The sequence below is a fragment of the Ramlibacter sp. AN1015 genome (assembly GCF_037726105.1).
In the GTDB taxonomy this organism is placed as follows: domain Bacteria; phylum Pseudomonadota; class Gammaproteobacteria; order Burkholderiales; family Burkholderiaceae_C; genus Ramlibacter.
On sequence record NZ_JBBJUM010000008.1, the window covers coordinates 16,532 to 28,966 of the forward strand.

The window sequence follows — 12,435 nt, forward strand, 5'->3', positions numbered from 1 at the left end:
CCACGAATGCCACCCACCGCGACGTCCTGCCACTGCAACCTCATCGGGACACCATTTTCATGAACGCCGCAGCGAGATTCGAGCCCCGCGACCCGCACTTCGAGCAGCGGGTGCGCGCCAGTTTCGCGCGCCAGGCGGCGATGGCCACGATCGGCGCCAGCCTCGAATCGATCGAGGCCGGCCGCGTCGTGATCGTGCTGCCCTACGCAACGGCGTTGACGCAGCAGCATGGTTTCCTGCACGCCGGCATGCTGGCCGCCGCCCTCGACTCGGCGTGCGGCTATGCCGGCTCCACGCTCATGCCTGCCGATGCCGGCGTGCTCACCATCGAATTCAAGATCAACCTGCTGGCTCCGGCCCAGGGGCAGCGCTTCCGGATGGTGGGCGAGGTGATCAAGCCGGGACGCACCGTGACGGTGGCCGAAGGCCGCGCCTGGGCCATCGACGACGCCGGGCGCGAGCGGCTGGTGGCCACCATGGGCGCCACGCTGATGGCCGTGACCGGCCGCGACAACATCCTGCACTGAAACCAAGGGGAGATGCACACCATGAACCTGCCAGGCCTGAACTTTCAGCTCGGCGAAGACATCGACGCGCTGCGCGACGCCGTCAGCGATTTCGCACGCAGCGAGATCGCGCCGCGGGCCGCCGAGATCGACCGCAGCGACCAGTTCCCCATGGACCTGTGGCGCAAGATGGGCGAGGTCGGCGTGCTCGGCATTACCGTGCCAGAAGAGTACGGCGGCGCCGGAATGGGCTACCTCGCCCACATGATCGCCATGGAGGAGATCTCGCGTGCCTCCGCGTCGGTGGGCCTGTCCTACGGTGCGCACTCCAACCTGTGCGTCAACCAGATCAAGCGCAACGGCAACGAAGCCCAGAAACGCAAGTACCTGCCCAAGCTCATCTCGGGTGAGCACGTCGGCGCCCTGGCCATGAGCGAGCCCGGCGCGGGCTCGGACGTCATCTCCATGAAGCTGCGCGCCCAGGACAAGGGCGGGTTCTACGTGCTCAACGGCACCAAGATGTGGATCACCAACGGCCCCGATGCCGACACCCTGGTGGTCTACGCCAAGACCGAGCCCGAGCTCGGGGCGCGCGGCGTCACGGCCTTCCTCATCGAGAAGGGCATGCCGGGCTTCTCCATCGCCCAGAAGCTCGACAAGCTGGGCATGCGCGGCAGCCACACCGGCGAGCTGGTGTTCGACAACGTGGAGGTGCCCGCCGACAACGTGCTGGGCAGCGTGAACGGTGGCGCCAAGGTGCTGATGTCCGGCCTCGATTACGAGCGTGCGGTGCTCGCCGCAGGCCCCGTGGGCATCATGCAGGCGGTGATGGACAACGTGGTGCCCTACATCCACGAGCGCAAGCAGTTCGGCCAGAGCATCGGCGAGTTCCAGCTAATCCAGGGCAAGGTCGCCGACATGTACACCGTGCTGCAGGCCGCACGCGCGTTCTGCTACACGGTCGGCAAGAACCTCGACCTGCTGGGCGCCGAGCATGTGCGCCAGGTGCGCAAGGACTGCGCCTCGGTCATCCTGTGGTGCGCCGAGAAAGCCACCTGGATGGCCGCAGAAGGCATCCAGGTCTTCGGCGGCAACGGCTACATCAACGACTACCCGCTCGGGCGGCTCTGGCGCGACGCCAAGCTGTACGAGATCGGAGCCGGTACCAGCGAAGTGCGGCGCATGCTCATCGGGCGGGAGCTGTTCGCCGAAACCATGTGAAGTGTTCGCTGCCTTGGTCCGGGGCAGCACTGCCGCACCGCCACGTGCCGCCGCGCGGCTGCCGCCCGGCACGTGCGGCAGCAGGACCCCGGCACGGCAACGGTCACCGTCGTGCACGTGCGGCAGGGCGCCTGCGCCACCACGTGCCGCTGCCGTGCACGCACGCAGCCGAGCCGGTGGTGCCCTGCCACCGTTGCCGGGCGCGCCCTCGCCATTCGCTATCTGCTATTCGCCACACCACAATCGATGCCATGACCGCCGAGCTCAAGGACCTCTTCGAACACAACCGCCGCTGGGCCGCCGAGATGGAGCGTGAACGCCCCGGCTTCTTCACCCGGCTGAAGGCGCAGCAGAAGCCCCGCTACATGTGGATCGGCTGCAGCGATTCGCGCGTGCCCGCCAACCAGATCACGGGGCTGGAGCCCGGCGAGGTGTTCGTGCACCGCAACGTGGCCAACGTGGTGGTCCCCACCGACCTGAACTGCCTGTCCACGGTGCAGTACGCCATCGACCAGCTGCGCGTCGAGCACCTCATGGTGGTCGGCCACTATGGATGCGGCGGCGTGCTCGCGGCGCTGCAGGGGCTGCGCGTCGGCCTCGCGGACAACTGGCTCAGCCACATCCGCGACGTGATGCACCTGCACCGCGGGCTGCTCGACCAGGTGCCGCCCACGCACCGCGGAGACCTGCTGTGCGAGCTCAACGTGATCGAGCAGGTGGTGAACGTCGCGCAGACCACGGTGGTGCAGGACGCCTGGGCCCGGGGCCAGTCCGTCACGCTGCACGGCTGGGTCTACGGACTCTCCGACGGGCTGCTCAAGGATCTGCACATGAGTGTCGATGCGGCCGGTGCGGTGGAGCAGGCCTACCGCGCAGCGGTCGAGCGGGCCGGCTCCGCCCGCCGCAGCTGAGAGACCCGCACCGCACGCGCATGGCCACCTTCCCGCAGCGCCTCGACTCGCCCCTGGCCTACGGCATCGCCGAGGCCCTCATGGACGGCTTCGACCGGCACTACCGGCTGTTCCGCCTCGAATCGGCTCGCGCCAAGCAGCGCTTCGAGAAAGCCGACTGGCACGGTCAGCAGCGGGCGCAGCGCGAACGCATCGAGTTCTACGACCTGCGGGTGCGCGAGGCCTCGCAGCGCCTGGAGACCGAGTTTCGCGCGCACGAGCAGCCCATGGAGGTCTGGCACCAGGTGAAGCTGCACTACATCGGCCTGCTGATCGACCACCACCAGCCGGAGCTGGCCGAGACCTTCTTCAACTCGGTCACCACCAAGATCCTGCACCGCACCTACTTCCACAACGACTTCATCTTCGTGCGCCCGGCCGTCAGCACCGAGTACATCGAGAACGACGAACCCGCCTCCGCCGCCACCTACCGCGCCTACTACCCCACGCGGGAGACGCTGCACGAGACGCTGGTGCGCATCATCGACAACTTCCGGCTGCAACACCCCTTCGAGGACCTGCAGCGCGACACCGCCTGCGTGCTCGAGGCGATGGCGCAGCGCCTGGCGCAGGTGCGCCTGCGCGCCAATTTCCAGATCCAGGTGCTGTCGTCCCTGTTCTTTCGCAACAAGGGCGCGTACGTCGTGGGCAAGATCATCAACGGCTTCAACGAGGTCTCGTTCGCACTGCCCATCCTGCACTCCGAAGACAGCGGCCTGCTGGTGATCGACACCTGCCTGTTCGGAGAAGACGAGCTGCAGATGCTGTTCTCGTTCGCGCGCGCCTACTTCATGGTCGATATGGAAGTGCCCTCGGCCTATGTGCAGTTCCTGCGTTCGCTGATGCCGCGCAAGCCGCGTGCCGAGATCTATAACGCGCTGGGCCTCGCCAAGCAGGGCAAGACGCTGTTCTACCGCGACTTCCTCTATCACCTGCGCCACTCCAGCGACAAGTTCCGCATCGCACCGGGCATCAAGGGCATGGTGATGCTGGTGTTCGACCTGCCGTCTTTCCCCTACGTCTTCAAGCTGATCAAGGACCACTTCCCGCCGCAGAAGGACACCACCCGCGAGCAGGTCAAGGGCAAGTACCTGCTGGTCAAGCAGCACGACCGGGTCGGGCGCATGGCCGACACCCTGGAATACAGCGAGGTCGCGTTCGCCCGCGAGCGCTTCGAAGACGACCTGATCGAGGAGATCCGCCGCCACGCGCCGAGCCAGCTCGAGATCTCCGACCGCGACGGCGACGGACAGGAGGAGGTCATCATCAAGCACCTCTACATCGAGCGCCGCATGATCCCGCTCAACATCTATCTGCAGGAGGCCTTCGACGCCGGTGCCGCCGAGCAGGTCGAGCGCGCGGTGGTCGAGTACGGCAACGCCATCAAGGACCTGGTGGCGGCCAACATCTTCCCTGGCGACATGCTCTGGAAGAACTTCGGCGTCACCCGCCACGGCAAGGTCGTGTTCTACGACTACGACGAGATCGAATACCTCACCGACTGCAACTTCCGCAGCGTGCCGCCGGCCCGCAATGAAGAGGAAGAGCTCTCGGGCGAGGTCTGGTGGCCGGTCGGCCCGCGCGACGTGTTCCCCGAAACCTTCGGTCCGTTCCTGCTGGGCAACCCCTCGGTGCGCGAAGTGTTCCTGCGCCACCATGCCGACCTGCTCGACGCTGGCTTCTGGCAGAGCCACAAGGCGCGCATCCAGTCGGGCCACGTGTTCGACGTGTTCCCCTACGATGCCACCAAGCGGTTCGCCCACACGCGCACACCCGCCCCCGCGGAGGCCCCAGCATGATCAGCATCAGCCGCGAAGACTGGGAACTCGCCAGCTTCATCGTCACTGCCCTGGGCCTGCCCCTGGCCATCGCGTTCTTCGCGTGGGAGCAGCACAAGGAGCGCGACAACGAGGAAGAGGCCGCCTACCAGCTGCTGTCCGACGCCTACAACGAGTTCCTGCGGGTGGTGCTGGAGCACGCCGACCTGCAGCTGCGTTCGGCCGCGCCGCTGCCCGACCCCACGGCCGAGCAACGCGAGCGGATGCTGGTGATCTTCGACATGCTCGTCTCGCTGTTCGAGCGCGCCTACATCGTCGCCTACCGGCCCCGCATGCGCGAGACCGAGCGGCGGCGCTGGAACAGCTGGGACGACTACATGCACGAGTGGTGCCGCCGCGAAGACTTCCGCAATGCCCTGCCCCTGCTGCTGCGCGGCGAGGACCCCGAGTTCCAGGACTACCTGCGCCGTGTCGCCGAGGAAGAAGGCGGCGCGCTGATCTTTCCCCACCGTTTCACTGAAGGAGCCTCACATGCCTGATTCCATCGTCATCGTCGGTGCCGCCCGTACGCCCATGGGCAGCTTCCAGGGCGACTTCGCCACGCTCGCCGCGCACGACCTGGGCGGCGCCGCCATCCGCGCCGCGGTCGAACGCGCCGGCGTGCCGTCCGACGCCGTGGGCGAAGTGCTGTTCGGCAACTGCCTGATGGCCGGACAGGGCCAGGCGCCGGCTCGCCAGGCCGCATTCAAGGGCGGGCTGCCCAAGAGCGCCGGCGCCGTCACGCTGTCCAAGATGTGCGGCTCGGGCATGAAAGCCGCCATGATGGCCCATGACATGCTCCTGGCCGGCAGCCACGAGGTGATGGTCGCCGGCGGCATGGAGAGCATGACGAACGCGCCCTACCTGCTGCTGCGCGGCCGCGGCGGCTACCGCATGGGCCACGACCGGGTGTTCGACCACATGATGCTCGACGGCCTGGAGGACGCCTACGAGCCGGGGCGCTCGATGGGCACCTTCGGCGAGGACTGCGCGGCCAAGTACCAGTTCACGCGCGAAGCCCAGGACGCGTTCGCCATGGCCAGCGTGCAGCGCGCGCAGGCCGCCACGCAGTCGGGCACTTTCGCCCGCGAGATCACGCCGGTCACCGTCACCACCCGTGCGGGCGAGCAGGTGATCTCACAGGACGAGGGCCCCGGCAAGGTCAAGCTCGACAAGATCCGCACGCTCAAGCCGGCTTTCAAGAAGGACGGCACCATCACCGCCGCCTCCAGCTCCAGCATCAACGACGGCGCCGCCGCCCTGGTGCTCATGACCGAATCCACCGCCGCGCGCATGGGCGCGAAACCGCTCGCACGGGTGCTGGGCCACGCGATGCATGCACAGGAGCCGAACTGGTTCGCCACCGCCCCCGTCGGCGCCACCCAGAAGCTGCTGGGCAAGGTCGGCTGGAAGGTCTCCGACGTCGATCTCTGGGAAGTCAACGAGGCGTTCGCCGTCGTGCCGATGGCGCTCATGTCCGAGCTGAAGCTGTCGCACGAGATCGTCAACGTGCACGGCGGCGCCTGCGCGCTGGGCCACCCCATCGGCGCGTCGGGTGCGCGCATCGTGGTCACCCTGATCCACGCGCTGCAGGCGCGCGGCGGCCGGCGCGGCGTGGCCACGCTGTGCATCGGCGGCGGCGAAGCCACCGCCATGGCGGTCGAGCTGGTCTGAGCCATGGCCAGGGTGCTGGTGATCGGCGCCTCGCGCGGCATCGGCCAGGAGCTGGTGCGCCAATACGCCGCCGAAGGCGCGCGCGTCATCGCCACCGCGAGGTCCGACGAGGGCCTCGGGCGCATCGCTGCGCTGGGCGCCACCGCGCTGCCGCTCGACGTGGCCGACCCTGCCAGCCTGGGCGGACTACGCGAACGGCTGGGCGGCGAGCCGCTCGACCTCGCCTGGTACGTTGCCGGTGTCTACAGCACCGCAGGCGCGACCGAGGCTCCCAATGCCGATGCGTTCGACCGCGTGATGCACGCCAACGTGCTGGGGGCCATGCAGACCATCCCGCAGGTCGCGCCGCTGGTGCAGGCGGCAGCCGGCCGCTTCGCCTTCATCACCAGCCAGATGGGCTGCATCGGCGAGGTGCATTCCAGCTTCGGCTGGACCTACCGCGTGAGCAAGGCGGCGCTCAACATGGCGGTCGCCGCCGCCCGCCACGACTACCCGCGCGCCACCTTCTTGGCCATCAGCCCGGGCTGGGTGCGCACCGACATGGGCGGGCCGTCTGCGCCGCTGTCGGTGCAGGACAGCGTGGGCGCGATGCGCAGCACGGTGGCGGCGCTCGCACCGGGGCCCGAGGGCTTCGCCTTCATGAACTACGATGGCCGGCCCTTCACGAGCTGGTGAACCATGCTGCTGACCCCTGACCAGGAAATGATCCGCGAGGCGGTGCGCGCGTTCGCGCAGGAACAGTTGTGGCCCCATGCGGCGCGCTGGGACCGCGAGCACACCTTTCCACGCGAAGCCCACCGGGGCCTGGCCGCGCTCGGCTGCTATGGCGTGGTCGTACCCGAATCGCTGGGTGGCGCGGGGCTGGACTACGTGAGCCTCGCCCTGGTGCTCGAGGAGATCGCCGCGGGCGACGGCGGCACCAGCACCGCCATCAGCGTCACCAACTGCCCGGTCAACGCCATTCTGATGCGCTACGGCAGCCCCGCGCAGCAGCAGCGCTGGCTGGTGCCGCTGGCGCAGGGCGAACTGCTCGGGGCCTTCTGCCTGACCGAGCCCCACGTCGGCAGCGACGCCTCGGCCCTGCGCACGAGTGCCGTGCGCAAGGGCGACGAGTGGGTCCTCAACGGCGTGAAGCAGTTCATCACCTCCGGCAAGCACGGCCAGGTCGCCATCGTGATCGCGGTGACCGACCGGGGCGCGGGCAAGAAGGGCATGAGCGCCTTCATCGTTCCCACCAGCGCGCCCGGCTATGTCGTCGCGAGGCTGGAGGACAAGGTGGGCCAGCACTCCAGCGACACCGCGCAGATCCGGCTGGAAGACTGCCGGGTGCCGGCCGATCATCTGATCGGGCAGGAAGGCGAGGGCTACCGCATAGCCCTGAGCGCGCTCGAAGGCGGGCGCATCGGCATCGCCGCCCAAAGCGTGGGCATGGCCCGCAGCGCCTTCAAGGTCGCCTTGGCCTACGCGCGGGAGCGCGAGAGTTTCGGCACCGCCATCGTCAATCACCAGGCGGTCGGATTCCGGCTCGCGGAATGCGCCACCCAGATCGAGGCCGCCCGCCAGCTGATCTGGCATGCAGCGAGCCTGCGCGACGCCGACCGGCCTTGCCTCAAGGAGGCCGCGATGGCGAAGCTGTTCGCCAGCGAGATGGCCGAGCGGGTGTGCAGTGCGGCCATCCAGACGCTGGGCGGCTACGGCTACGTGAGCGACTTCCCGCTCGAGCGCATCTGGCGCGACGTGCGCGTCTGCCAGATCTACGAAGGCACGTCCGACGTGCAGAAGATCATCATCCAGCGCGCCCTATGAGGATCGTCGTACTCGGGGCCGGCCGCGTCGGGGAGAGCGTCGCCGAGAGCCTCGTATCCGAGAACAACGACATCACCGTGATCGACCCGGACCCGCAGCGCCTGCGCTGGCTCGAGGAGCGCCTGGATCTGCGCGGGGTGGCCGGCAACGGGATCCTTCCCGAAGTCATGGAGCGCGCAGGCATGCGCGATGCCGACATGCTGGTGGCCTGCGCCACCCGCGACGAGACCAATCTCGTGGCCTGCAAGATCGCCCACGACCGCTTCGGGGTGCCCTCGACCGTCGCCCGCCTGCGCTCGTCCGAGTTCGCCGAAGGCGACCCGCTGCTCGGGCCCGAGGGCTTTGCGGTGCAGCATGTCATCTGCCCCGAGGAATCGATCGTTGGCTACATCCAGAAGCTGATCGACTACCCCGAAGCGCTGCAGGTGCTGGAGTTCGGCAGGGGCCGGGCGCACCTGGTGGCCGTGCGCGTGGTGCCGGGCAGTGCCTTGGCCGACGGCAGCATCGCCGACTTCCGCCGGCGCTTTCCCGACGCGCCCATGCGGGTCGTCGCGATCTACCGCAAGGAAGCCGAGGTGGGCTGCACCGCCGACACGCGCATCCGCGTGGGCGACGAGGTCTTCCTGCTGGCAGAAAAGGGCAAGCTGCGCGACGTGCTCAAGGCCGTGCACGGCGGCGACCAGCCGGTGCGCCGCATCATGATGGCCGGCGGCGGCAACGTCGGCTCGCGCCTGGCGCAGCGGCTGTCCGGGCAGGTGGAGATCAAGCTGATCGAGCGCGACGCCCGCCGCTGCGAATTCCTCGCGACGCAGCTGCCCGGCGAGGTGCTGATCCTGCAGGGCGACGGCACCGACGAGGAGCTGCAGGCCGACGAAAACGTCGCGCGCATGGACCTTTTCCTCGCGCTCACCAGCGACGACGAGGACAACATCCTGTCGTCCATGCTGGCCAAACGCCTGGGCGCGCGCAGGGTGGTGTCCCTGATCAACCGGCGGGCCTACGCCGACCTGATCCAGGGCAGCACGATCGACATCGCGATCTCGCCGGCGCAAACCGTCATCGGCGAGCTGCTGGCGCACGTGCGCCGCGGCGATGTGGTGGCGGTGCACAGCCTGCGGCGCGGCGCGGCCGAGGCGCTGGAGGGCGTGGCCCGGGGCGACGCGCGCACCTCGCGCCTGGTGGGGCGCACCATCGAGCAGATCGAGACCGCGCTGCCGCGCGGCGTGCAGGTGGGCGCCATCGTGCGGGGCGAGGAGCCGCGCATGCAGGTGCTCATGCCCACGCACGATCTCGTCATCGAGACCGACGACCACCTGGTGCTTTTCATTCCCAGCAAGCGCCAGGTGCGCGAAGTCGAGCGCATGTTCCAGGTCAGCGCCACCTTCTTCTGAACGCCCGCACATGAACACGCTCGCACCGGTACTGGTGCTGGTCTCCCGGGTGCTGGTGGGTTTCGCCTTTGCGTTCCTGGTGCCCCTTGTCTGGGCCGTCGCCCTCGACGAGCCGGCGCTGCGCCGGGTCTGGATCGGCGGCTTCCTCGCCACGGCTACCGTGGGTCTGGTGCTCGCGCGCGTGGTGCGGCGCCACGCGCGCGAGCTGCAGCCGAAGGACGGCTTCCTGCTCGTCGCGCTCGTGTGGGTGCTGCTGCCCGCTTGCGCCGCGGTACCGCTGCTCTACACCGTGCCCGACATCACGGTCGCCAAGGCCTATTTCGAATCCATGAGTGCGCTCACGGCCACCGGGGCCACCGCGATCGCCGGCCTCGACGCGCTGCCGGTGTCGGTCAACGTGTGGCGCTGCTTCCTGCAGTACATCGGCGGCCTCGGCATCATCCTGCTGGTGGTCGCGGTGCTCCCGCTGCTGGGGCTGGGCGGCATGCAGCTGTACCGCGCCGAGGCGCCGGGGCCGATGAAGGACACCAAGCTCACGCCGCGCATCGCCGAAACCGCGCGGGGCTTGTGGACGGTCTATTTCCTGCTGTCGGGCCTGTGCCTGCTCGGCTACCGCTTGGCCGGCATGAGCTGGGCCGACGCCTTCATGCACATGTGCAGCACCATGGGGCTGGGCGGCTTCTCCTCGCACGATGCGAGCTTCGCCTACTGGGATTCGCCCGCCATCGACACCGTGGCTATCGTCTTCATGGCGCTCTCGGGCGTGAGCTTCGCGCGCTATTTCATCGTCTGGCGCAACCGCTCGCTGACCACCCTGGTGCGCGACCAGGAGGTGCAGGCGTACGCGGCGGTCCTGGCGCTGTCCGCGCTCACGCTCACCGTGCTGCTGCTGCAAAACGGCGTCTACGAAGACTTCTGGCGGGCGCTGCGCATGGCCACCTTCCAGGTGGTCTCGCTCGCCACCACGACGGGCTACGCATCCACCGACTACACGCTGTGGCCGGTCTTCGCGCCGATCTGGCTCATCTTCCTGGGCTGCTTCGCTTCCTGCGCGGGCTCCACGGGCGGAGGCATCAAGATGATCCGCATGATGCTGCTGGTCAAGCAGGCGCGGCGCGAGCTGGTCCGCATCCTGCACCCGCGCGTGGTGAACCCGGTCACCGTGGGGCACACCATCATCGCCCCGGTGGTGATCGCCAACGTGCTGGCCTACATGCTCATCTATGGCGCCAGCCTGGTCGGGCTGACCATGCTGCTGCTGTTGTCGGGGCTCGACCTGGTGACCGGCTTCTCGGCGGTGATCGTCTGCGTGAACAACATCGGCCCGGGGCTCGGCCTCGTCGGACCGGCCGGCAATTTCGCCGAGCTCACCGGCTACCAGCTCTGGGTGCTCAGCTTTGCGATGCTGCTCGGCCGGCTCGAACTGCTCTCCGTTCTGGTGCTGTTCACCGCCGCGTTCTGGCGAAAATAGCGCGTGCCTTCCGCTCCCGCGTCCCTTCCCGCCCGAACAGCGCCTGATGCGCCCGATGCCAGCTGCCCCTGCGGGCGACGTGGCGCGGGAGGCGCGCCGCTGGCGTTCGCACGCTGCTGCGGCCCCTGCCTGCACGGGGAGGTCGTCGCCGCCGACGCCGAAGCCCTCATGCGCTCGCGCTACAGCGCGTTCGTGCGCGGCGACGCCGACTACCTGCTCTCAACCTGGCACCCCCGCACCCGCCCGGCGCAACTGACGCTGGAGCCGGCGGTCAAGTGGCTGGGCCTGGACGTGCGAGCGCACTACAGCGGCCCCGCCGGCCGCGCCGAGGTGGAGTTCGTGGCCCGCTCGCGCGGTGCGGGCGGGCGCGCCGTGCGGCTGCACGAGCGCAGCCGCTTCGAGCAGGACGCGAGCGGCCGCTGGCTCTATGTCGATGGGGACATGCTGTGAGCTCCGCGCCGCGATTCGATGCCGTGCTGTTCGACTGCGACGGCGTGCTCGTGGACAGCGAGCCCATCACCAACGGCGTGCTGCGCGACATGCTGCAGGAGGCGGGCTGGACGCTCACGCCCGCCGAATGCATGCGCATCTTCGTGGGCAAGGCGGTGCGCGACGAGCGCGCACGCATCGAGGCCCACACCGGACGGCCGCTCACCGAGGCGTGGATGGAGCAGTTCCGCGCGCGCCGCAACCGCGGCCTCATCGAGCGGCTCACCCCGATCCGCAACGCCCCCGAGGCGGTCGCCGCGGTGCACGCACGGATGCACGGCCGCATTGCCTGCGCCTCCGGGGCCGACCTGTTCAAGGTGCGGCTGCAACTCGAGAAAACCAACCTGATGCGCTGGTTCGAGGGCCATGTCTTCAGCGGCCACGACCTGCCCCGCTCCAAGCCCTTCCCCGACGTGTACCTCGCGGCGGCCGCCTCGCTGGGCGTTGCGCCGAGCCGCTGCGCGGTGGTCGAGGACACCGTCACCGGTGTGCGCGCCGGGGTCGCCGCCGGTGCGACGGTGTTCGGCTACAGCCCGCCCGAGATGGGGCACCACGCCCCCGACGCCCTGCGCGAGGCCGGCGCTGTCGAGGTGTTCGGCGACATGGCGGTGCTCGCGCGCCTGCTGGGGTAGTGGTGCGTATCGCCGGGCTCGGACAGCGGCTGCGGCAGTGGGCGGCCCGCATCAAGCGCGATGGCGTCACGCTCTGGTTCGCCTTGCGCCACCCCGACACGCCCTGGCCGGCCAAGGCGCTCGCGTTCCTGGTGGTGGCCTATGCGCTCAGCCCGATCGACCTGATTCCCGACATGATCCCGGTGCTGGGCTACGTCGATGACGTCCTGCTGCTGCCGGTGCTGATCTGGCTGGCCGTGCGCCTGGTGCCGCCGCTGGTGCTGACGCAGTGCCGCGCACGTGCCGACGAATGGCTGGTCCTGACCGGACGCACGCCCACGATGTGGCAGGGTGCCCTGCTGGTGTTCGCCGTCTGGCTGGCGCTCGGGTTGGCCCTGTGGTTCTGGCTCGAGCCAGGCCGGCTCGGCTGGTGGGGCTAGGAGCGGCGGACTGCGCGTGCGCGCGCGCAAACGGCAAACGGCAAGCGGCAAGCGGCAAG

At 69.1% G+C, this 12,435-nt stretch carries 13 protein-coding genes; all 13 read left to right on the forward strand.

Annotated features, from left to right (window positions below):
* Nucleotides 1-59 precede the first annotated feature (59 nt).
* The 13 genes from WG922_RS13695 (at nt 60) to WG922_RS13755 (ending at nt 12,376) form a co-directional block, all read left to right on the forward strand.
* On the forward strand, nt 60-527 hold the full coding sequence (locus WG922_RS13695; protein ID WP_340283249.1) for a PaaI family thioesterase: 468 nt from the start codon (nt 60-62) through the stop codon (nt 525-527).
* A 12-nt stretch (nt 528-539) separates the two neighbouring features.
* A complete protein-coding gene (locus WG922_RS13700) occupies nt 540-1,727 on the forward strand; it encodes an isovaleryl-CoA dehydrogenase (RefSeq protein WP_340283250.1) in 1,188 nt (395 codons plus the stop codon).
* Between the two features lie 251 nt (nt 1,728-1,978).
* Nucleotides 1,979-2,638, forward strand: coding sequence for a carbonate dehydratase (gene can / locus WG922_RS13705; RefSeq protein ID WP_340283251.1), 660 nt, complete (start codon nt 1,979-1,981; stop codon nt 2,636-2,638).
* 20 nt (nt 2,639-2,658) lie between these two features.
* The gene (aceK, locus tag WG922_RS13710) at nt 2,659-4,476 is read left to right on the forward strand and encodes a bifunctional isocitrate dehydrogenase kinase/phosphatase (protein WP_340283252.1); all 1,818 of its coding nucleotides are present in this window, start codon (nt 2,659-2,661) and stop codon (nt 4,474-4,476) included.
* Nucleotides 4,473-4,994: a hypothetical protein gene (locus WG922_RS13715; protein ID WP_340283253.1), complete on the forward strand. Its 522-nt coding sequence runs from the start codon at nt 4,473-4,475 to the stop codon at nt 4,992-4,994. Before aceK ends, WG922_RS13715 begins: the two co-directional genes overlap by 4 nt.
* Nucleotides 4,987-6,168, forward strand: coding sequence for an acetyl-CoA C-acyltransferase (locus WG922_RS13720; RefSeq protein ID WP_340283254.1), 1,182 nt, complete (start codon nt 4,987-4,989; stop codon nt 6,166-6,168). Before WG922_RS13715 ends, WG922_RS13720 begins: the two co-directional genes overlap by 8 nt.
* 3 nt (nt 6,169-6,171) lie before the next feature.
* Nucleotides 6,172-6,843 (forward strand): SDR family oxidoreductase, encoded by a 672-nt coding sequence (locus WG922_RS13725; RefSeq protein WP_340283255.1) that lies wholly within the window; start codon nt 6,172-6,174, stop codon nt 6,841-6,843.
* Nucleotides 6,844-6,846: 3 nt separating this feature from the next.
* Nucleotides 6,847-7,974 carry an acyl-CoA dehydrogenase family protein gene (locus tag WG922_RS13730; RefSeq protein ID WP_340283256.1) on the forward strand — a complete coding sequence of 376 codons (1,128 nt, stop codon included), beginning with the start codon at nt 6,847-6,849 and terminating at the stop codon, nt 7,972-7,974.
* Complete coding sequence (trkA, locus tag WG922_RS13735; RefSeq protein ID WP_340283257.1) at nt 7,971-9,365, forward strand: Trk system potassium transporter TrkA; 1,395 nt, start codon at nt 7,971-7,973, stop codon at nt 9,363-9,365. The genes WG922_RS13730 and trkA overlap by 4 nt, the downstream gene beginning before the upstream one ends.
* Before the next feature lie 10 nt (nt 9,366-9,375).
* On the forward strand, nt 9,376-10,836 hold the full coding sequence (locus tag WG922_RS13740; protein ID WP_340283258.1) for a TrkH family potassium uptake protein: 1,461 nt from the start codon (nt 9,376-9,378) through the stop codon (nt 10,834-10,836).
* A 3-nt stretch (nt 10,837-10,839) separates the two neighbouring features.
* On the forward strand, nt 10,840-11,286 hold the full coding sequence (locus WG922_RS13745) for a YchJ family protein (protein WP_445322833.1): 447 nt from the start codon (nt 10,840-10,842) through the stop codon (nt 11,284-11,286).
* Nucleotides 11,283-11,957 carry an HAD family hydrolase gene (locus tag WG922_RS13750; protein ID WP_340283259.1) on the forward strand — a complete coding sequence of 225 codons (675 nt, stop codon included), beginning with the start codon at nt 11,283-11,285 and terminating at the stop codon, nt 11,955-11,957. Before WG922_RS13745 ends, WG922_RS13750 begins: the two co-directional genes overlap by 4 nt.
* A complete protein-coding gene (locus WG922_RS13755) occupies nt 11,957-12,376 on the forward strand; it encodes a YkvA family protein (protein ID WP_340283260.1) in 420 nt (139 codons plus the stop codon). Before WG922_RS13750 ends, WG922_RS13755 begins: the two co-directional genes overlap by 1 nt.
* Nucleotides 12,377-12,435 lie beyond the last annotated feature (59 nt).